This is a genomic window from Actinomycetospora lemnae, from assembly GCF_028737315.1.
GTDB lineage: Bacteria > Actinomycetota > Actinomycetes > Mycobacteriales > Pseudonocardiaceae > Actinomycetospora > Actinomycetospora lemnae.
The window spans coordinates 22494-49392 of record NZ_JAQZAO010000003.1 but is presented as its reverse complement, the minus strand read 5'-3'; the positions used below and the strand labels follow the sequence as shown (position 1 = coordinate 49392).

Genomic DNA, 26899 nt, shown 5'->3' with positions numbered 1-26899 from the left:
GTGTCCCGGGGCGCCCGGTACCATGGAGGCGTCCCGCGGTGGCATGCATCGTCGCCGACCGCCCGGTCGCCGTCGTGCGCCGCGAGACGCACCCGAGCGTGCGGGCGCCTCCGCCGGCTCTCCCGCGTCCGGTGACGTGGGGTCGCGCTCCGACGAGGGAGCGGGCCCGTGCACCAGTGCGCACCGTCGCCGACCCCGGACGTGGTCGAGCCAGCCGGCCCGCCTCGCGCGCACGACGCGAGAGAGGCAGACCCCTGACCACCGTCACCACCGACCCCCGTTCCGACTCCGGTCCTCCCGACGACGAGCCGGTCGCCGCGCCGCTGCAGGCCCGCGCCCCCGTCACCGAGGACGCCCCCACCTTCGCCGAGCTGGGCGTCGACCCCACGATCGTCGAGGCCCTCGCGAAGGTCGGCATCGAGCGCACCTTCGCCATCCAGGAGCTGACGCTGCCGCTGGCCCTCGCCGGCGAGGACGTCATCGGCCAGGCGCGCACCGGCACCGGCAAGACCCTCGGCTTCGGCGTCCCGCTGCTGCAGCGCCTGGGCCGCCCCACCGACGACGGCACGCCGCGCGCGCTGATCGTCGTCCCCACCCGCGAGCTGTGCGTGCAGGTCGCCAAGGACATCGAGACCGCCTCCCAGGGCCTCGGCACCCGCGTGGTGTCGATCTACGGCGGGCGCCCGTACGAGCAGCAGATCGCCGCCCTGCAGCGCGGTGTCGAGTTCGTCGTCGGCACCCCGGGGCGCCTGCTCGACCTCGCCCAGCAGGGCCACCTGGTGCTGGCCAAGGTCAGCGGCCTGGTGCTCGACGAGGCCGACGAGATGCTCGACCTGGGCTTCCTGCCCGACGTCGAGCGCATCCTCGGCATGCTGCCCGAGAAGCGCCAGACGATGCTGTTCTCGGCGACGATGCCCGGGCCGATCATCACGCTGGCCCGCACGTTCCTCACGCAGCCGACGCACATCCGCGCCGAGCAGGTCGACGCCAGCGCCATCGGCGAGAAGACCCAGCAGTTCGTCTACCGCGCCCACGCCCTGGACAAGGTCGAGATACTGGCGCGGACCCTCCAGGCCACCGACCGCGGGCCGACCATGGTGTTCACCCGCACCAAGCGCACCGCGAGCAAGGTGTCCGAGGAGCTCGCCGAGCGCGGCTTCGCCGTCGGCGCCGTGCACGGCGACCTGGGCCAGGGCGCCCGCGAGCACGCGCTGCGCGCGTTCCGCGAGGGCCGCATCGACGTCCTGGTCTGCACCGACGTCGCCGCCCGCGGCATCGACGTCACCGGCGTCACGCACGTCGTCAACTACCAGTGCCCCGACGACGCCAAGACCTACATCCACCGCATCGGGCGCACCGGCCGCGCGGGCAAGACGGGCATCGCCATCACGCTCGTCGACTGGGACGACCTGCCCAAGTGGAAGATGATCTCCGACGACCTGGGGCTCGGTGCCCCGGAGCCGCCGGAGACGTACTCCAGCTCGCCGCACCTCTACGCCGACCTCGGCATCCCCGAGGGCTCGGGCGGGCGCGTGGCCCGGCGCCGCCGCCCCGCGGAGGAGGAGGCCGAGGACGGCCCGCGCCGCGAGACCCGCGAGAGCGGCGGGCGCGGCCGGGGCCGGTCGCGCGACGGCCGTTCCGGCGGTCGCGAGGGTGACGCCGAGGCCGGTGAGGAGTCCGGCGAGGACGAGGGCCGGCGGCGTCCGCGCCGGACGCGCTCGCGCACCCGCCGCCGCGCCGGCGAGGTCGTCTCCGGTGACGGCGCCGAGGGCACGGAGACCGGCACCGACGCCGACACCGAGCGGCACGAGGAAGCCACCAGTGACGCGGACGGGGGCTCGACCGAGACCCTGACCGAGGGCTCGGGCGAGGGCTCGGGCGAGGGCTCGGGCGAGGGCGGCCGACGCCGTCGCCGCCGTCGGGGCGGCCGCGGATCGGGTTCCCGGTCCGGCGCGAACGGTGCCTCGCCGGACGGGTCCGACGGCGCGGGCACCGCGCCCGCCGAGGCCGCACCCGCGGCGTCCACGACCGAGTAGGGCCACGCGCCGGTGAGCTCGCCGACGTCGGCCCGCACGCCCGGGTCCGCCGACCCGGGCGACCGGTCGAGGGACGGGTCCCCGCGCCCGTCCCGGCTGCCGCGCCCGGAGCGGCGCAGCCGCGGCGACCTCGTCGCCGTCGCGTTCCTGGTGGTGGCGGCCGTCGTCGGCACACTGCTGGTGCTGGCGTCCGGTGACGCGGCGGACACCGAGCTCACCCCGGCGTCGCCGCCGCTGCAGCCCGGCGCGGACGGCCCCGTGCCGACCGCCCTGGGCGAGGTGTGGCGGGCCGCGAGCCCGGCCACGCCGGCGCCGCTCGCGGTCGGCCCGGCCGTGGTCACCGCGGGCCCGGACGGCGTCGTCGGCCACGACCCGGTCACCGGCCGCGAGGCGTGGCGCTACAGCCGGCCCGAGGCGCCGTGCACCGTCGGCACCGGGTTCGGCGACGTCCTGGCGGTGTTCCGCACCGACGGGCCGCTGGGCACGTGGTGCTCCGACGTCGCCGCCCTCGAGCCCGACACCGGCACCCGCGGCCCCGCCCGCAACGCCGACCTGCGCGAGGGCACCCGCCTGCTCGCCGACCGCGACCACGTCACCGGCACCGGCGCGGACCACGTCGAGACCTGGCGCTCCGACCTCGTGCTGACCACCGAGGTCGGCCGCGTCGCGACGCCCGTGCAGCCGCCCGACGCCCAGCCGCGCGCGGAGTGCACCAACGGCTCGATCGCCGTCGGCGGCGGCACCGTCGGCATGGTCCAGCGCTGCCCCGGCGAGGACAGCGACCGGCTGACCGTCGTCGACGCCGACCCGCAGAGCTCGGAGAAGCCCGAGGAGCGCTCCAGCACCCCCCTCGGGGTGCGCGGCGCGCGGCTCGTCGCGCTGACCGACCAGCGCGCCGCGTGGGCGGCGCCGGACGGCACGCTGCACGTGGTCGGCACCTCGGCCGACGCCGAGACGCTGATCCCCGAGACCGTGTACCCCCTCGGCACGGCGGCCGGCCCCACGACCGACCCGACCGACCTCGCGGCGACCGTCCGGCCCGTCGGCCCGGTCCTGCTGTGGTGGACGGGCACCGCCACCGTCGGGCTGGACGCGGGCGACCTGCGGCCCCGCTGGACCCTGCCCGGCACGCTCGGGGCGGGCGCGGCGTGGCCGGGCAGCGCGCCCGCGGCCGTGGCGCTCGTCCCGGTGCCCGACGGCCTCGCCGTCGTCGACGCCGCGACGGGCACCCCCCGCGGCCCGGTCGTCCCGGTCGCCCGGGGCGGGGACCCGACCGCCCCGGTGGCCGTCGCCGCCACCGGCACCACCGTGGTCGAGCTGCGCGGATCGACCGTCGTCGCCCTGCGCCCGCCGGGCTGACCGCACCGCCGCCCGCACCACGTCACGGCCCTTCCGGGCCTGTCATGCGGCAGACTCCCCGAGGTGGGCCGCCCCGATCACCCCGGCACCGCCGCGCCGTCGGACGGCACGGCGGACGACACGGCGGACGACGGGCTGGACGGTGCGGTGGCTCGTGAGGCCACCGGCGTGCCGGCCGGCCCGCCCGACGCCACGCCCGCGCTCCCGGTGGGCCGGGGCCGGGCCCAGCGCCACCCCCACGGTGCGCGCCGGGTCACGGTCCCGTCGTCGCTCGGTCCCCTCGCGGCGCTGCGGGCCGAGCCCGACGCGGCGGCCGCGATCGAGGGCCGGCCCGCCACGGCGCTGCTGCTGCCCGGCTACTCCGGCTCGAAGGAGGACTTCGCGCCGCTCATCGACGCCGTCGCCGCGGGCGGCATCGGGGTGCTCGCGCTCGACCTGCCCGGCCAGTACGAGTCGCCCGGCCCGGCCGCCGAGAGCGAGTACCAGCCGGACCGGCTCGGGCCGGTGATCGCCGGGATCGTCGCCGACGAGGTCGCCGCCGGCCGCCGGGTCCTGCTGCTCGGGCACTCGTTCGGCGGGCTCGTCGCCCGCGCCGCGGTGCTGGCCGGGGCGGCGGTGCGCGGGCTGACGCTCATGGACTCCGGGCCCGGCGAGCTGCCCATGGGCCAACGGCGGACGAACCTCGACGTGCTCGAGCCGATCCTGCGCCGCCGGGGCATCGAGGACGTCATCGCGCTGCGCGACGCGTCCGGGGAGTGGTCGTCGAAGGACCCGCAGGTCGTCGCCCTGCTGCGCGAGCGCCTGCGCCGCTCCACGGTGACCGGGCTGCTCGGTATGGGCGACGCGCTGCGCGCCGAGCCCGACCGCACCGCCGAGCTCGTCGCCGCCGTCCGGGCCCGCCGCGTGCCGTGCCTCATCGTCTGCGGGATCGACGACGACGCCTGGCCGGTGAGCATGCAGCGCACCATGGCCGACCGCCTCGAGGCCGAGTTCGCCGCCGTGCCCCACGCCGCGCACGCGCCGAACGTCGAGAACCCGACGGCCCTGCTCGACGTCCTCGTCCCGACGTGGCGCACCTGGCTGCGCGACGACCTGCTGGGCTGACGGGCCGCTCAGGCCCACCAGCTGATCGCGAGCAGCAGGAAGAGGATCACCGGCACCGACGCGGCGGCGAGCACCGCCACCCCGGAGGAGGTGCGGCGGTGCGCGGCGATCGCGGTCGCGCCGACCGCGACGACCGCGCCGAACAGGTGCGCGGCCACGGTGTCCACGCCCGGCCCGGGCCCGCCGAGGAGCCACGGCGCGGCGACGACGACCACCGCGAGCACCACGAGCCCGCCCGCGAGCACGCGTGCCAGGGCCACGAGGCGGCGGCGGGTGCCGGCGAGGCGGTCGGGGCGTCCGGTGCGCGCGATCGCCCCGGTCGACAGGCCCGAGGGCGGGGTGGGCCGGCCGACGGCGCGCGCCCGCTCCCGGCGGGTCGCCGCGCGGGGCACGCCGGCGGGCGAGGTCCAGCGCTCGGTGGAGGTCGGGCGCCAGGAGCCGGTGGCGGTCACGCCGGGGGCACCGCGGGCGCCGGGACCGCCAGGTGCGCCCCCGCGGGGCGGGATCGGCGCCTCGCCCCCGCTCCACGGCCGCGGTGGCGTCGGCTGCGTCTCCGGCCCGTCCGGGCGTCCCGGGTCCGGCTCGGCGGCGCTCACGGCGCGAGCCCCGACCAGGCCGGCTCCGCGGGCGCGGCGGCGCGTCCCTCCGGGCAGTGCCGCCGGACCTCGCAGGCGCCGCAGCGGGGCCCGGGCAGCGGGGGGAAGAGCTCCTCGGCGCGGCGCGGGTCCTCCTCGAGCACGTCGGCGGCCGCACCGAGCGCGGTGGCGCCGGCCTCGGCCCGCTCGCGGTGGGCGGCGAGCGAGGCCTCGTCGTGGTCGGCGGCGGCGATCGTCCCGCTCGGCAGGTGGTGCAGCTCGACCCGGCGGCACGGGCGGCGCAGCGTGCGGCGCGCGGCGAGGACGTAGAGCGCGAGGGCCGGCGAGCCCGCGGCGTCGGCGGCGTCGGGCACCCGGCGGCCGGTCTTGTAGTCGACGACGACGACCTCGCCGTCGCGGTCGTCGAGACGGTCGGCGCGACCCTCGGCGACCATCGCCCCGACGGGCGCGGACAGCCACCGCTCGAGCCCGACGACCTCGCCCACCGGCTCCGGCGCGTCGACGACGCCGTGGCGCTCGACGTAGTCGCCGACCCACGTCCGGGCGCGCTCGCGGTACTCGGCGGCCTGGGCGTCGTCGCGGAAACCCTCCGACGACCAGTGCCGGTCCACCTCCAGGGCCGCGCGGGCGGCGCTGCGCCGGGCGGGGCGCTCGCCGAAGACGGCGTGCAGCGCGTTGTGCACCACGGCGCCGAGCGTGCTCGCCGCCCGCGGCCCGCCCCGCGGCGGCGCGGGGCGGTCGAGGTAGGTCAGGCGGTAGCGGCGCCGGCAGTCCTGCCAGGTGGCCAGGCGCGACGGGGTCACGCGGACCAGGCGGGCGGGCATGCCGTCCAGACCCAGCTGCATGCTCATCGCCTCCACCCTAGGCGGCGCCGGGAGAGCGTCCGTGGTCCGGTTCCGCTGCGCTCCGCGTCCTCAGCCCGCGAGCACCTCGGCCCCCGTCGCGCGCGCCGCGAGGGCCTCGAACTGGTCCCGCGCGGTGGTCTCCGCGGCGATCGGGGTGGACTTGTTGGTGCCGTGGTAGTCGCTCGAGCCCGTGACCAACAGGCCCTCGGCCGCCGCGACCTCGTGCAGCGCCGCGCGGTCGTCCGCGTCGTGGTCGGGGTGGTCGACCTCGATGCCCACGAGACCCTCGCGCGCCAGGTCCGCCAGCACCGACGCCTCGACCACCGGACCGCGCCGCCGGGCGAAGGGGTGCGCGAAGACCGGCACGCCACCGGCGGCCACGATCATCGCGATCGCCCGCGCGATCGGCGTGTCCTCCTTCTCGACGTAGTACGGGCCGTCCTTGCGCAGGATGTGCTCGAACGCCTCGGACACCGACCCCACCACGCCGGCCTCGACGAGCGCCTGCCCGAGGTGCGGGCGCCCGGCGGGCGCGTCGGCGGGTAGGCGGGCCAGCAGCGCCTCGCCGTCGACGGGGAGCCCGCCCGCGGCCATCCGCTCCCCCATCGCCCGCACCCGCTCGCGCCGCGAGGCCCGCAGCCGCTCCTGCTCGGCGAGGATCTCGGGGGCGGCGGGGTCGAAGAGGTAGCCCAGCACGTGCGCGGTGACCGTCCCGCCCCGCCCGTCGGGGCTCTCGGTGGAGAACTCCGCACCACGCACGAGCGTGAGCTCCGCAGGACGCGCCCGGGTGGCCTCGTCCCAGCCCGCCGTCGTGTCGTGGTCGGTCAGCGCGAGCACGGTGACGCCGGCGGCCACGGCCGTGGCGACGAGCTCGGTCGGCGAGTCGGTGCCGTCGGAGACCGCGGAGTGGGTGTGGAGGTCGATCACCCGGCCAGTATCACCGGCCGGGCCTCAGCGCCGCCGTCCCCGCGCGCCGCCGAACCCGGACCCCGGCAGCGTGTACGAGCGGGTCTGGCGCTTGTCGCCGAACACCAGCTCGGAGATGGCCTCGTAGACCTCTTCGGGGTCGGGCAGGAAGTCGATGCGGTTGAGCGCCTGGATCTGACCGGCCGACTCGATGACCATCGTCCCGTAGCCGAGCAGGCGGCCGTTGAGGCTGCGCTCGAACGTCAGGTCGGTGACCTTGGTCAGCGGCATCATGCCGACCTGGTGGGTGAAGATCCCCTTGGTGAGCATGACGCGCTTGTCGGTGACGACCACCTTCTCGACCCACCACTCGCTGACCTTGTAGCTGGTCTTGAGCAGCACGAGCAGCGCGCCGTACCAGAACAGGTTGTCCAGCACGACGTTCTGCGGGAGGAACGCCGCGCCGAGCGCGAGCAGGACGAACAGGACGACGGCCTGCAGCACCTCGCCGACGATGACCGCCCAGTGCCGGCGGAAGCGGATCACCCGCCGCTCGGTGGGCAGGACGTACTCGTCGACCTCGCGGGGTGCCAGCACGTCGGACCTCCGGACCTAGAACAGCGCCTGGATGAATTCCACCACTGCAGCCGCCGCGTCGCCCAGGATCGTCAGGATGCTGAGCACCAGATCCGCCGAGCCCTGGGGCTGGGAGATCACGAAGAAGAGCAGGAACGCGACGCCCACGAAGATGCCGATCTTTCTCGCGTTCACCAGGATCCCTCGCGGTCGTCGCCGTGGTCGTGGGCAGTATGGGTCGTCCGGGCCGTGACGGACATCCGGCCACGGGTGATACTAGGGTGATCTCGTGTGACGATGCGTGATCCCCAGGTGGCGCTCGGCGCGTCGCGTGGTGTGGCGGGTGACGTGGTGTGCGTCGGGGGCATCGTCACCGACGCGCGGGGCCGCCTGCTGCTCGTGCGCCGGGGCCACGATCCCGAGGCCGGACGCTGGTCGCTGCCCGGCGGGAAGGTCGACCCGGGCGAGACGACGGTCGCCGCCACGGCGCGCGAGGTCGCCGAGGAGACCGGGCTCGACGTCGTCGTCGGCGAGGAGGTCGGGCACGTGCGCCGGCCCGCGCCGGACGGGCGGACGTTCGTCATCCACGACTTCCGCTGCCGGCTCTCCGACGCGTCCGACCCGGCGACGGAGCCGCGCGCGGGTGACGACGCCGCCGACGCCCGCTTCGTCGACGCCGCCGCCTACGCCGCCCTCGACGCGGCCGGTGAGCTCGTCACCGGGCTCACCGCCGCGCTGCGCGGGTGGGACTGCCTGCCCCGCTAGTCGCGCTGCGGGACCGGGCGGCGGGGCTGCTCCGCCTCCACGGCCTCGTCGGTGCCCTCGGACGCCGGGCGCTTGGGCACCATCACCTTGCGGCGGTAGATGCACACCACGACGCCGTCCTGGTTGTAGCCGATCGTCTCGACCTGGACGACGCCGCGGTCGTTCTTCGACGACGACTCCTTCTTGTCGAGCACCGTCGACTCGCCGTAGATCGTGTCGCCGTGGAACACCGGCTTGACGTGGCGCAGCGACTCGACCTCGAGGTTCGCGATGGCCTTGCCCGACACGTCGGCCACCGACATCCCGAGCAGCAGCGAGTAGACGTAGTTGCCGACGACGACGTTGCGCCCCTGCTGGGTGCCCTCGGCGTAGTGGGAGTCGAGGTGCAGCGGGTGGTGGTTCATCGTGATGAGGCAGAAGAGGTGGTCGTCGTACTCGGTGACCGTCTTGCCCGGCCAGTGCTTGTACGTGGCGCCGACCTCGAACTCCTCGAAGTACCGACCGAACTGCACGGATCCGCCTCCTGAACGTCTCTGGTCGAGAAGGCGCCGCGTCCGAGACCTGTGACTCCTCGGTCCGACGGCGCCGACGAAGGTCGCTAGGATGACGGACCGACCGAGTTCGTGTCGCGCGAGGCGAGGGAGGTGAGACGTGGACGACTCCTATTGCAGGCCGGCTGCCCTGCCCCCGAGTACGGGCCGCGTCCCCTCCCGTGGGACCACCCGGCGCTGACGCGTCCGCGGGTGGTCCGGGAGGGACGCGGTGGCTGGATGTCCGAAGTCCGCACCCCGTCCGGTCCCCGGAGGTCGTCATGCCTGCCCTGCCCACCCTGCGCAACGCCGGAGCCCGCGTGATCCGCCCGGGTCGCGCAAAGGACCCGCGGGTCCCCCACGTGCCGCTGGCCGCCTTCGTCGTCGACTGCGCGGTCTACGTCGACGGCAGGCGGCTCGACGGGCACTGGAACCACCGTGACGCGATCGGCGAGGTCCGCCGGCGCGGCGAGGGCTTCGTGTGGATCGGCCTGCACGAGCCCGACGCCGAGCAGATCCACGACATCGCCGAGGTGTTCGGCCTGCACCCGCTGGCCGTCGAGGACGCCGTGCACGCCCACCAGCGCCCGAAGATCGAGCGGTACACCGGGGCCGCGGGCGGCGGCGACGACATGCTGTTCTCGGTGTTCAAGACCATGCGCTACGTGGCGCACGCGTCCCCGACCACCGCCAACGAGATCGTCGAGTCCGGCGAGCTCATGGTGTTCCTGGGCCGCGACTTCGTCGTCACCGTGCGCCACGGCCAGCACTCCGGGCTGCGCCGGGTGCGCCACAACCTCGAGGCCGACCCCGAGCACCTCGCCCAGGGACCGGCGGTCGTGCTCCACGCCGTCGCCGACCACATCGTCGACTCCTACCTCGACGTCGCCGCCGGCGTGGAGAACGACATCGACGTCATGGAGACCGAGGTGTTCGCGCCGTACACCGAGGTCGGCGCCGAGCAGATCTACATGATGAAGCGCGAGGTGCTCGAGCTGCGCCGGGCCGTGACGCCGCTGGTCACGCCCATGCGGCGGCTGACCGAGGGCTACTCGCCGCTCGTGCCGTCGGAGGTGCGCAGCTACTTCCGCGACGTCGAGGACCACCTCGCCACCGTGGCCGAGCGCGTCGCGTCGTTCGACGAGCTGCTCACGACGCTGGTCGACGCGGTGCTCGCGAAGATCACGCTGCGCCAGAACAACGACATGCGCAAGATCACCGCCTACGCGGCCCTGCTCGCCGTGCCGACGATGCTCGCCGGCATCTACGGCATGAACTTCGACTACATGCCCGAGCTGCACTGGGAGTTCGGCTACCCGGCGGTGATCCTCGCGATCCTGCTCATCTGCGGCGTCCTCTGGCGGACGTTCCGGAAGAACCGCTGGCTCTGACCGGGTCGGCCGGCCCCGGGCAGCGCGCCCGCCGTCGGACGGTCTCAGGAGGCAGGGGCGGGGAGGTCAGCCCTCGGTGCCCATGGCGAGCTTGCCCAGCATGTCGCGGGCCTTCTCGGCGTTGCGGGGCTGGCAGAGGACGTCGTAGCGCCCGGCCACGAGCTGGCTCTGCGAGGTGAAGTCGCGCCGGCCGCGGGAGGCGCCGTAGGTGATCGCGCCCGACACGACACCGAACACGATGCCGATGACGAGGCCGGTGAGGATCGAGGCGAGGCCGCCGGTGGGCGAGAGCAGCGACAGCACGAGGCCCACGAACAGACCCAGCCACGCCCCGGACGCCGCGCCGGTGAGCAGGACGCGGCCCCAGGTCAGGCGACCGATGACCCGCTCGACGAGCATGAGGTCGACCCCGACGATGGTGACGTCGGCGACCGGGAAGTCGTTGTCCGCCAGGTGGTCGACAGCGCGCTGCGCCTCCTCGTACTTCGCGTACGAGCCGACCGGCCAGCCCGACGGCGGCTCGGGGAGGTTCGGCAGCCCGGGCTGGGCGCCAGGGCGGTTCCCGGTGAACGGCGCAGTCACGACGATCCCTCGCTGTCTTCCATACGGTCCAACTGGTACGTCAACGCCTCGCCCGGCCCGGGAGTGCCCGGACCGGACGGGGTGTGACGCAGGACCGTACCGCCGCCCGGCGCCGTCGAGCGATCAGCGCAGCTTGTAGTCCTTGAGCAGACCGCGGCTGATGATCGTCTTCTGGATCTCCGAGGTGCCCTCGCCGATGAGCAGGAACGGCGCCTCGCGCATGAGGCGCTCGATCTCGTACTCCTTGGAGTAGCCGTAGCCGCCGTGGATGCGGAACGACTCCTCGGTGACCTCCTTGCAGTACTCCGAGGCGAGCATCTTGGCCATCCCGGCCTCGACGTCGTTGCGCTCGCCGCGGTCCTTGAGGCGCGCGGCGTTGACCATCATGTGGTGCGCGGCCTCGACCTTGGTGGCCATCTCGGCGAGCTTGAACGAGATCGCCTGGTGCTGGGCGATCGGCTTGCCGAAGGTGGAGCGCTGCTGGGCGTACTCGATGCCGAGCTCGAAGGCGCGGATCGCGATGCCGCAGGCGCGGGCGGCGACGTTGACGCGGCCGACCTCGACACCGTCCATCATCTGCGCGAAGCCCTTGCCGGGCGCCGCGCCGAGGACCTGCGACTGCGGGATGCGGAAGCCGTCGAACACCATCTCGGTGGTGTCGACGCCCTTGTAGCCCATCTTGTCGATCTTGCCGGGGATGCTGAGGCCCTCGGCGACCTTGCCGAAGCCGCGCTCCTTGTCGACGAGGATCGTCGTCAGGTTCTGGTACGGCTTCTCGGCGCCCTCGTCCGTCTTGACCAGCACCGCCGACAGGTTCGACGACCCGCCGTTGGTCAGCCACATCTTGGCGCCGTTGACGACGTAGTCGTCGCCGTCGGCCTTCGCGCTGGTCTTGATGGCCGCGACGTCCGAGCCGAGGTCGGGCTCGGACATGGAGAACGACCCGGTGATCTCGCCGGTCGCCATCTTCGGCAGGTAGTGCGCCTTCTGCTCGGGCGTGCCGTGCTGGCGCAGCATGTAGGCGACGATGAAGTGGGTGTTGATGACGCCCGAGACGCTCATCCACCCCCGGGCGATCTGCTCGACGACCAGCGCGTAGGTCAGCAGCGACTCGCCCAGACCGTCGAACTCCTCCGGGATCATGAGCCCGAACAGGCCCATCTCCTTCATCCCGTCGACGATGTCCTGCGGGTAGACGTCGTCGTGCTCGAGCTGCTGCGCGTGCGGGATGATCTCCTTGTCCACGAAGTCGCGGACCGTGGACAGGATCTCCTGCTGCACATCGGTCAGGCCGGCGGTCTGGGCGAGGCGTGCCATGCGTGGTGCTCCTGGGCGAGTAGAAGTTACCGGCGAGTATCGCCTTAGCTCTCCGGCGGCGTCCACCGCTCGCCGCGGGTCATGCCCGCGGCGCGGCCCTTGCCGGCGATGACCAGCGCCATCTTGCGCGACGCCTCGTCGATCATCTCGTCGCCGAGCATCGCGGAGCCCTTGGCGCCGCCCGCCTCCGAGGTGAACCACTCGTAGGCGTCGAGGATGTTCTCGGCGTGGTCGTAGTCCTCCTGCGACGGCGAGAAGGTCTCGTTCGCGGCGTCGATCTGGCCGGGGTGCAGCACCCACTTGCCGTCGTAGCCGAGCGCGGCGGCGCGGTTCGCGACGCGGCGGAAGCCGTCGACGTCGCGGATCTGCAGGTAGGGGCCGTCGATGGCCTGCAGGTCGTTGGCCCGCGCGGCCATGAGGATCTGCATGAGGATGTAGTGGTAGGCGTCGCCCTCGGTGTAGCCGGGGGGCTGCTCGCCGACCACCAGCGACTTCATGTTGATCGAGGCCATGAAGTCGGCGGGGCCGAAGACGATGGTCTCCAGGCGCGGCGACGACGCGGCGATCGCGACGACGTTGTTCAGCCCGCGCGCGTTCTCGATCTGCGCCTCGATGCCCAGCCGGCCGACCTCGAGGCCCATCGTCTTCTCGATCTGCGTGAGCAGCATGTCGAGCGCGTGGACCTGCTCGGCGGTCTGGACCTTCGGCAGCATGATCGCGTCGAGGTTGGCCCCGGCGCCCTCCACGACCTCGGTGACGTCGCGGTAGGTCCACTCGGTGGTCCAGTCGTTGACGCGCACGACGCGCGTCTTGCCCTCCCAGCCGCCCTCGTTGAGCGCGGCCACGATCGTCTTGCGGGCCTCGGGCTTCACCAGCGGCGCGCAGGCGTCCTCGAGGTCGAGGAAGATCTGGTCGGCGGGCAGGGTCCGGGCCTTGTCGATGAACTTCTGGCTCGACCCCGGCACCGCCAGGCACGACCGGCGGGGGCGGTTCACGACACTCACGAGACTGCTGACCTCCTCGTCGTCCGTCCGCGGGCGCTCGGGGCACGCCGCGGGCTGGTCGCCGATGCTGACACGGACCGTCACGGAGCATCGGTCGAGGTGGCGACCCTCTCACCGGTGACTCGATCCAGCCGGACGGCACGACCGGCGGCGCGCGACCGTTAACCTGCTGCGGTGACTACCGCCATGTCCAGGGTGTTCGTGGCCCGCATGGTCGGGCTGCCCGTCCTGGGCCCGGACGGCGAGCGGATCGGCCGCGTGCGCGACGCGGTCTGCGCGGTGGCGGTGGGCCCGCGGCCACCCCGCGTGCTCGGCCTCGTCGTCGGGGTGGGCTCGCGGCGGCGCATCTTCGTGCCGATGCTGCGGGTCACGTCCGTGGACGCCGCGGCGGTCACGCTCGCGACGGGGCAGGTCAACCTGCGGGCGTTCGCGCAGCGCCCCAACGAGGTGCTCGTCGTCGGGGAGATGCTCGACGCCCGCGTGCGGGTGGTCGACCACGACGCCGACGCGCAGGTCGTCGACGTGCTCATGGAGCACCAGCGCAGCCGCGACTGGCTGGTCACGCGCCTCGCGGTGCGCGAGCTCGTCGGGCGGCTGGGCCGGCGGGGCCCGGTGCAGGTGCTGCCGTGGGCGGCGATCTCCGGGCTCTCGCTCTCGGAGTCCGGGCAGGGCACCGAGCAGCTGCTCTCGACGTTCGAGGACATGCGCCCGGCCGACATCGCGCACGCGCTGATGGACCTGCCCCAGCGCCGCCGGCACGACGTCGCCGACGGCCTGGGCGACGACCGGCTCGCCGACGTGCTCGAGGAGCTCCCGTCGTCCGAGCAGCAGGACCTCCTGCGCCACCTGTCCACCGAGCGCGCCGCCGACGTGCTCGAGGAGATGGACCCCGACGACGCGGCCGACCTGCTCGCGGACCTCCCCGGCGCCGAGTCCGAGGAGCTGCTCGGTCTCATGGAGCCCGAGGAGTCCGAGCCGGTCCGGCGGCTGCTGACCTACTCGTCGGACACCGCGGGCGGGCTCATGACGCCCGAGCCGATCGTGCTCCAGCCCGGCGCGACGATCGCCGAGGCGCTCGCCCACGTCCGCAACCCCGACATCACCCCGGCGCTGGCGTCGATGGTGTTCGTCTGCCGGCCGCCCACGGCCACCCCGACCGGGCGCTACCTCGGCTGCGTGCACGCCCAGCGGCTGCTGCGCGAGGCGCCGTCGGACCTCGTCGCGGGCGTGCTCGACGCCGAGCTCACGCGCCTGGGGCCCGAGGCGTCGCTCGCCGAGGTCACCCGCTACTTCGCGACCTACAACCTCGTCTGCGGGCCCGTCATCGACGAGGCCGGGCACCTGGTCGGGGCCGTCACCGTCGACGACGTCCTCGACCACCTGCTGCCCGAGGACTGGCGCTCGCAGCCCGACCCGGAGCCGACCCCCACGACACGGGCCGCACCCACCGGAGGCGGCCGTGCCTGAGCCCACCACCCGCCGGCGCCTGGACCAGCCCGCCGGCAGCCGCCGACTGCGCCTCACCGTCGACACCGAGTGGTTCGCGCGGGTCGCCGAGCGCCTGGCCCGCTTCCTCGGCACCGGCACGTTCCTGCTGTGGCAGTCGATCCTCGTCGCCACCTGGATCGCGCTCAACGTCTTCGCGATCAGCCTGCAGTGGGACCCCTACCCGTTCATCCTGCTCAACCTCGCGTTCTCGACGCAGGCCGCGTACGCCGCGCCGCTCATCCTGCTGGCGCAGAACCGCCAGGACGACCGCGACCGCGTCTCCCTCGAGGAGGACCGCATGCGCGCGGGACGGCTGTCGGCCGAGACCGAGTACCTCGCCCGCGAGCTGGCGTCGATGCGGCTGCAGCTCGGCGAGGTCGTCACCCGCGACTACCTGCGCGGCGAGCTCGAGCAGGCCCGGGGGGTCCGGGAGGGCGCGCGGGACGGCGAGCGCCCCGGCAAGCCGGACAAGGCCCTGGAGAAGGCGGTCACGAAGGCCGTGGACCGGGCCGTCGACCGGGCCGTGAACCGCACGCTCGACGACGCGGTGGAGCGTGCCCTGGTCCGCGCCCTCGAGCAGCGGGCCATCGCCGCCGAGGGTGACCGGACCAACGGGCGCTGAGCCGCGCCGCGCTCGAGGAGGGGTGACGCGCACCGCCTCCCGTGCCGGAGCCCCTCAGGTGACCGGCACGTAGCATGGCGGTGAGCCGACGGGGGCCTCACGCCCCCGCCCCGGTGCCCCGGCGGGTCTCCCCGCGGTGCGTGGGGCCGGGTGTCCTCGAGATGTCGAGAAGGGTCCGATGGCCGCAGCACCATCCGTCGACGCGATCCGGTCCGCACTGGCCGGCGTCGAGGATCCCGAGATCCACCGTCCGATCACCGAGCTGGGCATGGTCAAGGACATCAACGTCCTCGACCACGGCAAGGTCGAGGTCGGCGTCTACCTCACCGTGGCCGGGTGCCCGATGAAGGAGACGATCACCCAGCGGGTCACCTCGGCGGTCTCCGCCGTCTCCGGCGTCACCGCCGTGTCGGTCGACCTCGACGTCATGAACGACGAGCAGCGCCGCGAGCTGCGCAAGACGGTGCGCGGCGACGCCGACGAGCCCGTCATCCCGTTCGCCCAGCCCGGCTCGCTGACGCGCGTCTACGCCGTCGCGTCGGGCAAGGGCGGGGTCGGCAAGTCGTCGGTGACGGTCAACCTCGCCGCCGCCATGGCCGACCGCGGCCTGTCGGTCGGCGTGGTCGACGCCGACATCTACGGCCACTCGGTGCCGCGCATGCTGGGCACCGACGACCGACCCACCAAGGTCGACGACATGATCATGCCGCCGCAGGCCCACGGCGTGAAGGTCATCTCGATCGGCATGTTCACCCCGGGCAACACCCCGGTCGTGTGGCGCGGGCCGATGCTCCACCGCGCCCTGCAGCAGTTCCTCGCCGACGTGTTCTGGGGCGACCTCGACATCCTGCTGCTCGACCTGCCCCCGGGCACCGGCGACATCGCCATCTCGGTCGCGCAGCTCATCCCGAACGCCGAGCTGCTCGTCGTCACCACGCCGCAGCAGGCCGCGGCCGAGGTCGCCGAGCGCGCCGGCGCCATCTCGCTGCAGACCCGCCAGCGCCTCGCCGGGGTCGTCGAGAACATGTCGTGGATGGACATGCCCGACGGCTCGCGACTCGACCTCTTCGGGTCGGGCGGCGGGCAGGCCGTGGCCGACTCGCTGGCGAAGTCGGTCGGCGGGAACGTGCCGCTGCTGGGCCAGATCCCGATCGACACCCGCCTGCGCGAGGGTGGCGACGCCGGCGTCCCGCTGGTGCTCAGCCAGCCGGAGTCCGCCGCAGGCGCCGCCCTGCGCGCGGTGGCCGAGAAGCTGTCGGTGCGCTCCCGGGGCCTCGCGGGCATGTCGCTCAACATCTCGCCCGCGGGCCGCTGAGTCACCTCGCCGGCGGCGGCGCGGTCCGGGGTTGCAGCGAACGCGCTGTTCGCTGCTTCTAGGCGTACGAAGTCCGCGTTCGCTCGCGGGGTCGCGTTCGCCTCCGGTGTGCGAACGCGCTGTTCGCTGCTTCTACGCGTACGAACAGCGCGTTCGCTGCAACACCCGCTCAGTATCCGCGCGCCCGGTACGCCGCGCGCTGCTCCTTGGTGACCTGCTTCCAGCGCCCCCGACGCTCGGCCGCGAGCCGGGCGTCGGTGCGCGCGGCCGCCCACTCGTCCTCGCGCAGGAGCTTGCGGTAGGCCTCGAGCCGCCGCGCCGGGAGCGTCCCGCCCGCGACGGCCTCCTGCACCGCGCAGCCGGGCTCGTGCTGGTGCGCGCAGTCGGTGAAGCGGCACCCCTCCCCGAGCTCGACGACGTCGGTGAAGGCGCGGTCGATGCCCTCGGCGGCGTCACGCACGCCCACCGCCCGCAGGCCCGGGGTGTCGACGAGCACCCCGCAGTGGTGCGCCTCCGGCGCCGCAGCTCCGCAGAGCTCCGTGCGGCACGGGAGGGGCAGCAGCTCGCGGTGCACCGTCGTGTGGCGGCCCTTGCCGTCGACGGCGCGGACCGCCCCGGTCGCCATCGCCTCCACGCCGAGCAGCGCGTTGGCCAGGGTGGACTTCCCGGCGCCCGAAGGCCCGACGAGGACGGTGGTGCCGCGCGCGGCGGCCGCGACCTCGGCGAGCCCGTCGCCGGTCACCGCGCTGACGGGCACGACGTCGACGCCGGGTGCCGAGTCGGCGAGGTCGGTGAGCGCCTCGACCAGCGCCCCGTCGTCCCGGTCGATCTTGGTGAGGACGACGACGGGCGTCGCGCCGCCCTCCCACGCGAGGGCGAGCAGCCGTTCGACGCGACCGGGCCGGAGCCGGGCGTCGAGGGGCACGACGACGAGGACCGTGTCGACGTTGGCGGCGAGGACCTGCGCGTCGGAGCGCCCGGAGACCGTCGCTCGAGTGAGGGCGGTGCGCCGGGGCAGGACGGCGCTGACGGTGCCGTCACGGACGAGGACCCAGTCGCCGACGGCCGGGACATGCCCGCGCGGATCGGCGTGGACGCGGTCGTCGGCGGTGAGGACGTCGACACGGCCGCGGTCGACCCGGGCGACCCGGCCGGGCACGGCACCGTCGGGCACGAGCGCGTTCCACGCGTCGTCCCAGCCGTAGCGGGTCAGGGTGGTGTGGTCAGGGGTGGAAGCAGAGAGCACGGGAAGGGGACCCTTCGAGGAGCCGCCGTCGGGCGACGGCGGGCGGGAGCTCTGGTGCGCCCCGTGAGCACCGTGCGCGCAGCACTCAGTGCGAGCCGGTCGGCGTCACCAGGAGGTGCGTCGGACGGCGCCGTTGATGGCGCCCGTGCGGGCCGCCATGGCGTTCACTCCTCGAACAGTCCCCGGGATTCGACCTCCCCGGACGGAGCCAGCATGCTCCCCGCGTCCCGGACTGCGCCATCCCTTTTCGCGGACGGCATCCACTCGGCGCCATTGCCCGCCCGATCGCCAGGTCCCCGCAGACACGAACGGCGACTTCGTGCGCGTAGAAGCCGCGAACAGCGCGTTCGCTGCGACGACGCCGAGCCTCAGGCCACCTGCAGCGACCGGCGCGACAGGCCCCACATGGTGCCGTCGATCGTCGTCGTCACCGGGGCCTCGGGGTCGGTGGCCGCGCCCAGGGTGACGAACAGCGGCACGAAGTGCTCGGCCGTCGGGTGCGCGTAGGGCATGCCCGGCGCCTCGCGGAAGCGGTGGAGGGTCTCGAGGTCGCCGCGGTCGAGGGCCTCGGCGGCCCAGGCGTCGAAGTCGCCGGTCCAGCCCGGGGTCTCCTGCCCGCCGAGCATCTCCGGGGTCAGGAACGGCAGGCCGTGGGTCATGAAGCCCGAGCCGACGACCAGCACGCCCTCGCCGCGCAGCTCACGCAGGCGGGTGCCGATGGCGAGCAGGCGCTCCGGGTCCTCGGTCGGCAGGCTCATCTGCAGGACCGGCACGTCGCCGAGCGGGTACATGACCTTGAGCGGCACCCACGCCCCGTGGTCGAGGCCGCGGCGCGAGGTGTGCACGGGTTCGCCGTCGGGCAGGGTCGCGGCGACGCGGGCGGCGAGCGCCGAGGCGTCGGGCGTCGCGTAGGTCATGCGGTAGAAGCGCTCGGCGAACCCGCCGAAGTCGTACACGAGCGGCGTGCCCGCCTCCGGGCTCGACAGGGTCAGCGGCGCGGACTCCCAGTGCGCCGAGACGATGAGGATCGCCCGCGGCGTCGGCAGCCGGTCGGCCCAGGCACCGAGGCGCGTCATCCACTCCGCGTCGTCGAACAGCGGCGGCGCCCCGTGGCTCACGTAGAGCGCGGGCAGCGGTCCGTCCTGCGGGGTCCACGACGCGCGGCGGGCGGCGCGCTCCCGGGCGGCCGGCTCGTACGCGTCGAACGCCGCTCCCGGGTGGGCGGTGGCGAACGGGTCCATGGCGAGCTCCTCGTCCAACGATTCCACCGCCGACACTACGGGCTGTGGGTTGAAGCATCAAGTAACATGGGTCCCATGGACGAGACGCCGTGGCTGGACGACGCGGAGCAGCGGGCGTGGCGCCGCACGGCCGCGGTGATGACGCTGCTGCCCGCCGCGCTCGACGCCCAGCTCCAGCGTGACGCCGGCCTGACCCAGTTCTCCTACCTGACGCTCGCGATGCTCTCCGAGACGCCCGGGCGCACGCTGCCCATGAGCGCGCTGGCCGCCACCGTGAACTCGTCGCTCTCGCGGCTCTCGCACGTCGTGGCGCGCCTGGAGCAGCAGGGCTGGGTGACGCGCGAGCCGTCGCCGGAGAGCGGGCGGGTCACCGTCGCGCGGCTCACCGACGCGGGCATGGAGAAGGTCCGCGAGACCGCGCCCGGGCACGCCGCGGAGGTCCGCCGGCTGATCTTCGACGCGCTCGACGACGAGGGCGTCGCGTCGCTGGCGTGCGTCACCGCGGCGATCCTGGGCCGCCTCGACCCGGCCGGCGGGATGCGGGCGAACCCGCTCAGCCGCGAGGCCCACCCGGTCGACGACCGACCCGCCACGGGGTGATGTCGGGCGGCACGCCCTTGCCGCGGCGGCCGCGGAGCGGGAACGCGGCGAAGCGCTCGGCGTCGAGGAACGCCCGGCTCGTGCTGGAGACGCAGACCTCGCCCGGCCCGGCCGCGTCGGTGATCCGGGCGGCGATGTTGACGTCGCGGCCGTAGTAGTCGCCGCCGAGCTGCTGCGGGGTGCCGACGTGCACCCCGGCGCGCAGGGCCAGGCGGTGCCCGTCGACGTCGATCTCGCCGACCGCGTCGCGCGCCGCCAGCGCCACCTCCACCGCGTCCTCGACGCTCGGGTGCACGGCCATCAGCCCGTCGCCGAGCCGCTTGACGACGCGCCCGCGCCGGCGCACGAGGGGCTCGACGGCCGCGCCGACCCGGCGCAGTGCCGTCACCGCGACGTCGTCGCCGACCTCGAGCGTCCAGTCCGAGAACCCGGCGAGGTCGGTGAACAGGACGACCACCTGCTCGTCGCTGTGCCGCTCCTCGACGCCCGCGTGCGCCTGCCAGACCTGCAACGCGGTGAGCCCGACCTCGCGCAGCACGCTCGGGCGGGTCGCCGCGAGCGGGGCGAGCTGGGCCGCGAGCCGCCCGACGGCGTCGTCCCCGGTCGAGAGGGGGTCGCCGTACGTCGCGTCGCCGGGCAGCCGGGACCTCGCCCACTCGACCGCAGCGAGCAGCCGCGGGTCGGAGTCGAGCCGGTGGGCCGCCTCCAGGACCCGGCGGCGCACCGGCTCACGCTGATGCGCGAGCACGTTGACCGACGGTAACAGCCGACCCGCCACCGACCCTCGCCCCCGAGCACCTCGTGAGGAGGGACACGGGGCTCACGTGGCGTCGGGATCCAGCGGGGCGCTCTCGCCCGGGCCCAGCGGACGGCTGGCCTCGGGGCGGCGGGTGGGCGTGCCGGGCGCCGGGGTGGCGGGCAGCGCCGCGGCCGTGCCGGCGGCGGTGCTCGCCGTGGTGCCGGCGGTCGACCCCGGCGTCGGGGACCCGCTCCAGGTGCCGTCGGCGGGCGGCTCGGTGAACAGGTGCTGGCGCACCGCCCGGCGCGGGTCGAGGTCGCGGACCGACCGCAGGTCCTCGAGCGGCTTGCGGAGCTCGTCGAACTCGGGCCCGAGCTCCTGGCGCAGCTGGTCGCGCGCGCCGGTGGCGTAGTCGCGGATCGTCCGCACCGTGTTCGCGACCCACGCCGCGGCCGCCGGGAGGCGCTCGGGGCCCAGGACGAACAGGCCGACGAGCGCGAGGACGATCAGCTCGGGCCAGCCGATGTTGTCGAACACCCCTGCCCCCTAGAGCGTGACCTGCAGCGTCAGCGGACGGCCCTGGCGCACCACGCCGAGCGTGACCACCTGGCCCGGCGGGTGCTCCCGCACGGCCACCACGAGCTCGTCGGCGGACGCGATGGGCCGGTCGTCGACCCGCAGGACCACGTCGCCCTCCAGCAGCCCGGCACGCGACGCGGGTCCACCCTGACGCACGTTGAGCACCTGCGCACCGTCCGCGGCGCCGTCCGTGACCGACTTCGCGTTCACGCCGAGGTCGCTGTGGGTGTAGCCGCCGGTGCGGATGATCGACTCGGCGATGACGCGGACGTCGTCGATCGGGATGGCGAAGCCGAGGCCGATCGAGCCGCCCTCGCCGCCGCCGAGGGTGCGGATCGCGGTGTTGATGCCGACGACGGCCCCGGAGGTGTCGACGAGCGCGCCGCCGGAGTTGCCGGGGTTGATCGCGGCGTCGGTCTGGATGGCGTCGATGACGGGGTTGGCCTCGGCGGACTCGGCGTCGAGGCGCACCGGGCGGTCGACCGAGCTGACGATGCCCTCGGTGACCGTGCCCGCGAGGCCGAGCGGCGAGCCGATGGCGATGACGCCGTCGCCGACGCGCAGGTCGGAGGAGCGTCCGAGCTGGGCGACGACGGGGTTCGCGATGTCGACCTTGACCACGGCGATGTCGGTCTGCGGGTCGCGGCCGACGACGCGCGCGGGCGCCCGCAGCCCGGAGGCGAAGACGGCCTCGAGGGTGGCGCGCGGGTCGGTGGCGGCGAGCTCGACGACGTGGTTGTTGGTGACGATGTAGCCGTCGGGTGTGAGCACGACGCCCGAGCCGGTGCCGCCGCTGGTGCCGGCCTGCAGCTCGAGCGAGACCACCGCCGGGGTCACGCGGCCCGCGACGTCGGCGACGGATCCCGGCGGGCGCTCGCGGCCGACCTCGACGGGGGTCAGCGTGGCGCCCGGGTCGACGAGGCTGTCGGCGCCGCCCGCGACCGCCCACCCGACGACGCCGCCGACCCCGCCGAGCAGCAGGGCCACCACGGCGAGGAGAGCCAGCGCGGTCGGCTGGACGCGCCGGCCGAGGAGGAGCTCGCGGGCCGACAGGCGCGGGCCCACCGGGCGGGCCGCCTCGCCGGGCCGGGACTCGCCCAGCGCCGGGCCGCCGAGCTCGGCGCCCGTGTCGGGGTCGCGCCAGGGGTCGGCGGTCGCGGTCTCGCCCGCCCAGAAGTCGTCGGGCGTGTCGGTGGGGCGCTCCGGGGGCCGGTCGGGCCGCTGCAGCGAGGTGGTCGCGCCGCCCGGGGGGCGTCCGAACGCCGCGGTGAGCGCCGGGGCGGGCGCGTCGCGGTGCGGGGCCGGCCGACGGCCGGGGTCGCCGTTGCGGGCGCCGAAGCCGCCCTCGACCCCCGCGGGCCGGCCGAAGACGGCGGCGAGCTCTCGCTCGTCGGGGGCGGGGTGGCCGTTGCCGGGAGCGTGGGCGGCGCCGTTGACGCCGTTGGTGCCGTGGGACGCGCCGTTCTCGGGCACCGCGCCGTGGCCGTTCGTCGGTGCCGGGCCGTGGCCGTTGCCCGCCGCGTGGCCGTTGCCCGCCGCGTGGCCGTTGCCCGAGGCGTGGCCGTTGCCGGAGGCGTTGCCGGAGGCGTTGCCGGAGCCGTTGCCGGAGCCGTTGCCGGAGCCGGCGTCGCCGTGACCGGCGTCCGGGCCCGGCTCGGGGCGCGGATCGGTGGGTCCGCTCATGACGCCTCCCCGCGGGGGGCGGCGGGCCGCAGCCCGGGCTCAACGGTGGTGCTCATCGCCCCTCCACCGTAGAGCCTCGGCCCGCGGCACGCGTCGACACGGTCACAGCGTGCGACCGCCGTGGTGAAGGGTGCGTCAGGGGGCGCCGGGTCCGGGCAGGCCGGGTGCGGACGGGGTGGTGGTGCTCGCGCGGACGGCGAGGTCGGCGGCCGCGGCGGTGGGCGTGACGGTCGGCGCGACGACGACCGGGCCGCCGGACGAGGAGGCCGGCGCGGTGCCGGACACGACGGCGGGGCCGGACAGGGCGGCCAGCGCGGCGGCGCCGACGACCACCCCGGAGCTCAGGGCGACGGGCACGCCGAGGGTCCGCCGGCGGGAGCGGCGGCCGCGGGCGGGTGTCTCGGCGGGGACGACGAGCTCGCCGTCGGGGCCCACGGCCAACCCGGCGGGCGGCTCGGGCAGCGGCGCGGCGTCGGGGATCGAGCACAGGGCGCTGAGCAGCGAGCTCGGCACGGCCGGGCCCCCGGCGGCGCGCACGCGGCGGCGCGCCTGGCGCTGCGCGGCGACCTCGGCGGCGCAGGACAGGCAGTGGTCGACGTGCGCGGCGGCGCGCCGGGCCGGACCGGGCGGGAGCTCGTCGTCGACGAACGCGACGACGGCGTCGAGCGCGAGGTGGCCGGCGTCGGTGAACCGCCGCGGCCAGCCCCCGGTGCGCCCGGAGATCACGAGGACCGCCGTGGGCCGGCGCCGACCCGGTCGGCGGCACGGGACTCGAGGGCGGCGCGCAGCGACTGGCGCCCGCGGTGGATGCGGCTTCGCACGGTCCCCAGTTTGACACCGAGGGTCGCCGCGATCTCCTCGTACGAGAGACCTTCCACGTCGCAGAGCACGACGGCGGCGCGGAACTCGGGCGCGAGGGCGTCGAGCGCGGCCTGCAGGTCGGGGTCGAGGTGGGCGTCGGACCAGACCTGCTCCGGGTCGGGGCCGCCGCCGGGCAGGCGGTCGGTGTCCTCGGGCAGGCCCTCCATGCGCAGGCGGGCGCGGCGGCGGACCATGTCGAGGAAGAGGTTCGTGGTGATGCGGTGCAGCCAGCCCTCGAACGTGCCGGGCTTGTAGCCGGCGAGGGACCGGAACACGCGGATGAACGTCTCCTGCGTGAGGTCCTCGGCGTCGTGGGCGTCGCCGGTCAGGCGGTAGGCGAGGCGGTAGACCCGGTCGGCGTGCTGGCGCACGACGTCGTCCCAGGTCGGGGGCACCCAGGCGTCGGCGGCGTCGGCGAACGGCTCGGTCGTGGTGCTGTCCTCCGGGCGCTCGAGCAGGGCCGTCGCCGAGCCGCCCACCGGACCGGGGGAGGCGGTGTCGGCGGCGGGGACGGGTCGGTCGGGCATCGGCGGGCGCGCTCCTCGGCTCGTCGGGGCGGCGCCGGTCGGGGGTGCCCGGCGACCTGGCCACCACTGTGGCGGCCCGTGATGTCACGGGGGTGAGGTCGGCCTGAGAGACCCCTGAGTTTCCGGACGGGGCGGTGACGCGTCCCTCACCCCGACCGTGTCGGCGGCGTGTCGGCGCGGCACGCCGCCCGGGAGCGTCCACGCGATCTAGCCTGCTCGAATGGCGACGGGACGCCCCGGGGGGCGCGGGGGCGGGGGCGTGCGCGGCTCGTCCCGCCCGCTGCGGGCCGTCCGGCGCACCCCCGAGGCCCCGACCGGTCCTGTGGCCGTCGGCGACGCCCCGGAGCCCGACGCCGAGGCCGTGCGCGCCCGCGCGCGGACCCGGCTCGCCGAGCGGGCGGAGGCGTTCCTCGCCGAGGACGAGCTGCTCGCCGACCTGCGCGAGCGCTCCGCCGCCGAGGGCGTCGTGGCCGTCGCGCCCGCCACCGCCGCGGCGCTGACGTTCCTCGCGGCGTCGACGCGGGCACGTGCGGTGGTCGAGATCGGCACCGGCCTGGGCCTCGGCACCGTCGCCCTCCTGCGCGGGATGCCGTCCGACGGCCTGCTGACCACCATCGACCCCGACGGCGACCGCCAGGTCCGGGCCCGCGCGGCGTGCGTCGAGGCGGGGTTCGCGGCGAACCGTGTGCGCATGATCAAGGGCACGTCGCGCCAGGTGCTCCCCCGGCTCTCCGACGCCGGCTACGACCTCGTCGTCGTCGACGGTGTCACCACCGAGTTCCCCCGCGACCTCGAGGCGTCGTTGCGGCTGCTGCGCCCGGGCGGGGTGGTGGTCGTCGACGACGTCCTGTGGTCCGGCCGCGTCGCCGACCCGGTGCGCCGCGAGGCCGTCGCCGGCGCGCTGCGCGAGACCGTGCGCCTCGTGCGGGAGGACGAACGCCTGGTGCCCCTGCTGCTGCCGGTGGCCGAGGGCCTGCTCTGCGCCGCGCGGCGCTAGCTCCCGGCGCGTCCGGCGACGAACTCGACCAGCGTCCGGGCGGCGAAGCCCGTGGCGCCCTTGGCGACCTCCTCGTGCGGGCTGTCGCAGCGCGCGGGGCCGGCGATGTCGAGGTGCGCCCAGGGCTGCCCGTCGGTGAAGCGGCGCAGGAACAGGGCCGCCGCGATGCCGCCGGGGCCGCCGGGCGCCTGACGGACGTCGGCGATGGTGGAGTCGACGTCGGGGTCGAGGTCGGCCGACAGGGGCATCGGCCACCACGCCTCCCCCGTCGCCGCGCCGGCGTCGACGATCGCGGCGCGCAGGGCCGGGTCGCTCGCGAACACCCCGCCCGTGCGCACGCCGAGCGCGACCTTCATCGCCCCGGTCAGCGTGGCGACGTCGACGACGACGTCGGGCCCGAGCACCTCGAGCGCATAGGCGATCGCGTCGGCGAGGACCATGCGGCCCTCGGCGTCGGTGTTGGTGACCTCGGTGGTGGTGCCACCGCGGTGGCGCACGAGGTCGCCGGGGCGGTACGACGAGCCCGAGACGTGGTTCTCGGCGAGCGGGACGAGCCCGGTCACCCGCACCGGCACGCGCAGCCGGGCCAGCGCCCGCAGGGCGGCGACGACCGCGGCGCCGCCGGCGCAGTCGGTGCGCATGTCCGCCATGCCGGCGTTCGGCTTGATCGAGATACCGCCCGTGTCGAACGTGATCCCCTTGCCGACGAGCACGACGTGCCCGGCGGCGGGGTCGGCGTCGGGCGGCGACCAGGACAGCTCCAGCAGCCGCGGCGGGCGTGAGGAGCCGCCGCCGACGGCGAGCACGCCGCCGAAGCCCTCCGCGGCGAGCCAGTCCTCGTCCCGCACGGTGACCTCGAGGCCGCGGGCGTCGGCAACGAGCTCGCCGGCCGTGGCGGCGAACCAGGCCGGCGACTTGGCGCCCGAGGGCGTGTCCGCGAGGTCGCGGGCCCGGGCGGTCGCGGTGGCGAGCTCCACGGCGCGCTCGACGGCGTCGTGGTGCTCGGCGGGGACGTCGAGGTGCACGCGCACCCGCGGCGCGGCGCCGTCGGGGCGGACGGTGAAGCGGTGCGAGCCGAGGACGACGCCGATGGCCAGCGCGGCCCAGTCGTCGGCGGTGGCGGGACGGTCCTCGTCGCGGTCCGGGCGCAGGAGCGCGCTGCGGGTGCCGTCGGCCACCGCGTCGCCGAGGGCGTGCGGGGGCGCGTCCCGGACCGCGCGGACCGCCGCCGCGCCGGCGGAGCGCCAGTCGCGGGCGCGGCCCTCGCCGACCCCGACGAGCCAGCTCGCCGGGGGCTCGCCGGGCAGCGCGACCACGGCGCCGGCCGACGGTCGCCAGCCGGGCGGGGCGCCCTCGACGACCGGGGTGGCCGCCTCGTCGGTCTCGCTGCTGTCGGTCTCGCTGCTGTCGGTCTCGCTGCTGTCGGTCGCGCTGGTGCCGGTCTCGCTGCCGCCGGTCTCGCTGCCGCCGGGGTCGTCACTGCGGTCGTCACCGCGGGCGCCGCCGTCGGCGGTGCTGCTGTCGGTGTCGTCGTCGGGGGTGCGCCCGTCGCGCCGTCGCCAGCGCAGCACGGCGACGGCGCCGGCGGGCGTCTCGGGGGTGAGGACGGCGAGCGGGGTGGGCAGCGCCGGGGCGGCGAAGGCCGCGTCCACGGCACCCTCGCTGCTCGCCCCGGCGGCGCCGTCCGGCCCGGCGGGCGTCGAGGTGCTCAGCCGACCACGCCCTGCAGGGCCTCCCGCAGGTCGCCCGCCTCGTCCGCCGTCATCTCGACGACGAGGCGCCCCCCACCTTCGAGCGGCACGCGCATCACGATGCCGCGCCCCTCCTTGGTGACCTCGAGGGGACCGTCACCGGTCCGGGGCTTCATGGCCGCCATAGCGTGCTCCCTCCACGAACTGGTCGTCTTCGCCCTCCCGTCGCCCGAAGGGACGACCGGGAGCGAGCGCCGTGTGACAGGCGACGATTCTTCCCTATGGTCCCGACCGGCACG

At 75.4% G+C, this 26899-nt stretch carries 27 protein-coding genes and 1 pseudogene; 10 read left to right on the top strand and 18 right to left on the bottom strand.

Annotation, left to right across the window (positions count from 1 at the left end; all coding sequences use genetic code 11):
• Positions 1-176 precede the first annotated feature (176 nt).
• The 3 genes from PGB27_RS07150 (at position 177) to PGB27_RS07140 (ending at position 4499) form a co-directional block, all read left to right on the top strand.
• Positions 177-2036 carry a DEAD/DEAH box helicase gene (locus PGB27_RS07150; RefSeq protein WP_408630027.1) on the top strand — a complete coding sequence of 620 codons (1860 nt, stop codon included), beginning with the start codon at positions 177-179 and terminating at the stop codon, positions 2034-2036.
• 12 nt (positions 2037-2048) lie between these two features.
• Positions 2049-3395 carry an Rv3212 family protein gene (locus PGB27_RS07145; protein WP_274199678.1) on the top strand — a complete coding sequence of 449 codons (1347 nt, stop codon included), beginning with the start codon at positions 2049-2051 and terminating at the stop codon, positions 3393-3395.
• Positions 3396-3458: 63 nt separating this feature from the next.
• On the top strand, positions 3459-4499 hold the full coding sequence (locus PGB27_RS07140) for an alpha/beta fold hydrolase (protein WP_274199677.1): 1041 nt from the start codon (positions 3459-3461) through the stop codon (positions 4497-4499).
• 8 nt (positions 4500-4507) lie between these two features.
• Here the strand turns inward: PGB27_RS07140 and PGB27_RS07135 are convergent, their stop codons facing one another.
• The 5 genes from PGB27_RS07135 to PGB27_RS07115 form a co-directional block, all read right to left on the bottom strand.
• Positions 4508-4951: a hypothetical protein gene (locus PGB27_RS07135; RefSeq protein WP_274199676.1), complete on the bottom strand. Its 444-nt coding sequence runs from the start codon at positions 4949-4951 to the stop codon at positions 4508-4510.
• A gap of 140 nt (positions 4952-5091) precedes the next feature.
• A complete protein-coding gene (locus PGB27_RS07130; protein WP_274199675.1) occupies positions 5092-5946 on the bottom strand; it encodes a RecB family exonuclease in 855 nt (284 codons plus the stop codon).
• Positions 5947-6009: 63 nt separating this feature from the next.
• On the bottom strand, positions 6010-6867 hold the full coding sequence (locus PGB27_RS07125; protein ID WP_274199674.1) for a PHP domain-containing protein: 858 nt from the start codon (positions 6865-6867) through the stop codon (positions 6010-6012).
• Between the two features lie 24 nt (positions 6868-6891).
• A complete protein-coding gene (locus tag PGB27_RS07120) occupies positions 6892-7443 on the bottom strand; it encodes a PH domain-containing protein (RefSeq protein WP_274199673.1) in 552 nt (183 codons plus the stop codon).
• A 15-nt stretch (positions 7444-7458) separates the two neighbouring features.
• A complete protein-coding gene (locus PGB27_RS07115) occupies positions 7459-7617 on the bottom strand; it encodes a hypothetical protein (RefSeq protein ID WP_274199672.1) in 159 nt (52 codons plus the stop codon).
• A gap of 102 nt (positions 7618-7719) precedes the next feature.
• On the opposite strand from PGB27_RS07115, the gene PGB27_RS07110 reads away from it, so the two are divergent.
• On the top strand, positions 7720-8187 hold the full coding sequence (locus tag PGB27_RS07110) for an NUDIX domain-containing protein (RefSeq protein WP_274199671.1): 468 nt from the start codon (positions 7720-7722) through the stop codon (positions 8185-8187).
• Here PGB27_RS07110 and PGB27_RS07105 read toward each other — a convergent pair.
• On the bottom strand, positions 8184-8699 hold the full coding sequence (locus PGB27_RS07105) for a MaoC family dehydratase (protein ID WP_274199670.1): 516 nt from the start codon (positions 8697-8699) through the stop codon (positions 8184-8186). The genes PGB27_RS07110 and PGB27_RS07105 overlap by 4 nt on opposite strands.
• Positions 8700-8998: 299 nt before the next feature.
• On the opposite strand from PGB27_RS07105, the gene PGB27_RS07100 reads away from it, so the two are divergent.
• Positions 8999-10108: a magnesium and cobalt transport protein CorA gene (locus PGB27_RS07100; protein WP_274199669.1), complete on the top strand. Its 1110-nt coding sequence runs from the start codon at positions 8999-9001 to the stop codon at positions 10106-10108.
• 66 nt (positions 10109-10174) lie between these two features.
• Here PGB27_RS07100 and PGB27_RS07095 read toward each other — a convergent pair whose 3' ends face one another.
• The 3 genes from PGB27_RS07095 to PGB27_RS07085 all read right to left on the bottom strand — a co-directional run bounded on the left by PGB27_RS07095 (position 10175) and on the right by PGB27_RS07085 (position 13011).
• Positions 10175-10696, bottom strand: a complete 522-nt coding sequence (locus PGB27_RS07095) for a general stress protein (protein WP_274200122.1) — start codon at positions 10694-10696, stop codon at positions 10175-10177.
• Between the two features lie 117 nt (positions 10697-10813).
• Positions 10814-12007 carry an acyl-CoA dehydrogenase family protein gene (locus PGB27_RS07090; RefSeq protein ID WP_274199668.1) on the bottom strand — a complete coding sequence of 398 codons (1194 nt, stop codon included), beginning with the start codon at positions 12005-12007 and terminating at the stop codon, positions 10814-10816.
• A 44-nt stretch (positions 12008-12051) separates the two neighbouring features.
• On the bottom strand, positions 12052-13011 hold the full coding sequence (locus tag PGB27_RS07085; protein WP_274199667.1) for an HpcH/HpaI aldolase/citrate lyase family protein: 960 nt from the start codon (positions 13009-13011) through the stop codon (positions 12052-12054).
• Positions 13012-13197: 186 nt separating this feature from the next.
• Here PGB27_RS07085 and PGB27_RS07080 point away from each other — a divergent pair, with 186 nt between their 5' ends.
• The 3 genes and pseudogenes from PGB27_RS07080 (at position 13198) to PGB27_RS07070 (ending at position 16436) form a co-directional block, all read left to right on the top strand.
• The gene (locus PGB27_RS07080) at positions 13198-14478 is read left to right on the top strand and encodes a magnesium transporter MgtE N-terminal domain-containing protein (protein WP_274199666.1); all 1281 of its coding nucleotides are present in this window, start codon (positions 13198-13200) and stop codon (positions 14476-14478) included.
• Positions 14471-14920 (top strand): annotated as a pseudogene (locus PGB27_RS07075) (DUF1003 domain-containing protein); the annotation flags it as partial. The gene PGB27_RS07080 and the pseudogene PGB27_RS07075, both read left to right, overlap by 8 nt.
• A 379-nt stretch (positions 14921-15299) precedes the next feature.
• Complete coding sequence (locus PGB27_RS07070) at positions 15300-16436, top strand: Mrp/NBP35 family ATP-binding protein (protein ID WP_274199665.1); 1137 nt, start codon at positions 15300-15302, stop codon at positions 16434-16436.
• A 169-nt stretch (positions 16437-16605) separates the two neighbouring features.
• Here the strand turns inward: PGB27_RS07070 and rsgA are convergent, their stop codons facing one another.
• Together rsgA and PGB27_RS07060 are read right to left on the bottom strand one after the other, a co-directional pair.
• On the bottom strand, positions 16606-17682 hold the full coding sequence (gene rsgA, locus PGB27_RS07065) for a ribosome small subunit-dependent GTPase A (RefSeq protein ID WP_274199664.1): 1077 nt from the start codon (positions 17680-17682) through the stop codon (positions 16606-16608).
• A 368-nt stretch (positions 17683-18050) separates the two neighbouring features.
• On the bottom strand, positions 18051-18923 hold the full coding sequence (locus PGB27_RS07060; RefSeq protein WP_274199663.1) for a dioxygenase family protein: 873 nt from the start codon (positions 18921-18923) through the stop codon (positions 18051-18053).
• A gap of 75 nt (positions 18924-18998) precedes the next feature.
• Between PGB27_RS07060 and PGB27_RS07055 the strand changes: the two genes are divergently transcribed.
• Positions 18999-19523 carry a MarR family winged helix-turn-helix transcriptional regulator gene (locus tag PGB27_RS07055; protein WP_274199662.1) on the top strand — a complete coding sequence of 175 codons (525 nt, stop codon included), beginning with the start codon at positions 18999-19001 and terminating at the stop codon, positions 19521-19523.
• On the opposite strand, the gene PGB27_RS07050 is transcribed toward PGB27_RS07055, so the two are convergent.
• The 5 genes from PGB27_RS07050 to sigE form a co-directional block, all read right to left on the bottom strand.
• The gene (locus PGB27_RS07050) at positions 19477-20271 is read right to left on the bottom strand and encodes an adenylate/guanylate cyclase domain-containing protein (protein WP_274199661.1); all 795 of its coding nucleotides are present in this window, start codon (positions 20269-20271) and stop codon (positions 19477-19479) included. The genes PGB27_RS07055 and PGB27_RS07050 overlap by 47 nt on opposite strands.
• Positions 20272-20343: 72 nt before the next feature.
• Positions 20344-20799 carry a Sec-independent protein translocase protein TatB gene (tatB, locus tag PGB27_RS07045; RefSeq protein ID WP_274199660.1) on the bottom strand — a complete coding sequence of 152 codons (456 nt, stop codon included), beginning with the start codon at positions 20797-20799 and terminating at the stop codon, positions 20344-20346.
• A 9-nt stretch (positions 20800-20808) separates the two neighbouring features.
• On the bottom strand, positions 20809-22524 hold the full coding sequence (locus PGB27_RS07040; protein ID WP_274199659.1) for a trypsin-like peptidase domain-containing protein: 1716 nt from the start codon (positions 22522-22524) through the stop codon (positions 20809-20811).
• Between the two features lie 135 nt (positions 22525-22659).
• Positions 22660-23250 (bottom strand): zf-HC2 domain-containing protein, encoded by a 591-nt coding sequence (locus tag PGB27_RS07035; RefSeq protein ID WP_274199658.1) that lies wholly within the window; start codon positions 23248-23250, stop codon positions 22660-22662.
• A complete protein-coding gene (gene sigE, locus PGB27_RS07030) occupies positions 23247-23912 on the bottom strand; it encodes an RNA polymerase sigma factor SigE (RefSeq protein ID WP_274199657.1) in 666 nt (221 codons plus the stop codon). The genes PGB27_RS07035 and sigE overlap by 4 nt, the downstream gene beginning before the upstream one ends.
• Before the next feature lie 220 nt (positions 23913-24132).
• Between sigE and PGB27_RS07025 the strand changes: the two genes are divergently transcribed.
• Positions 24133-24909 (top strand): O-methyltransferase, encoded by a 777-nt coding sequence (locus PGB27_RS07025; protein WP_274199656.1) that lies wholly within the window; start codon positions 24133-24135, stop codon positions 24907-24909.
• On the opposite strand, the gene PGB27_RS07020 is transcribed toward PGB27_RS07025, so the two are convergent.
• On the bottom strand, positions 24906-26561 hold the full coding sequence (locus tag PGB27_RS07020) for a leucyl aminopeptidase family protein (protein WP_274199655.1): 1656 nt from the start codon (positions 26559-26561) through the stop codon (positions 24906-24908). The genes PGB27_RS07025 and PGB27_RS07020 overlap by 4 nt on opposite strands.
• A gap of 56 nt (positions 26562-26617) precedes the next feature.
• Positions 26618-26785, bottom strand: coding sequence for a DUF3117 domain-containing protein (locus tag PGB27_RS07015; protein ID WP_133827309.1), 168 nt, complete (start codon positions 26783-26785; stop codon positions 26618-26620).
• Positions 26786-26899 lie beyond the last annotated feature (114 nt).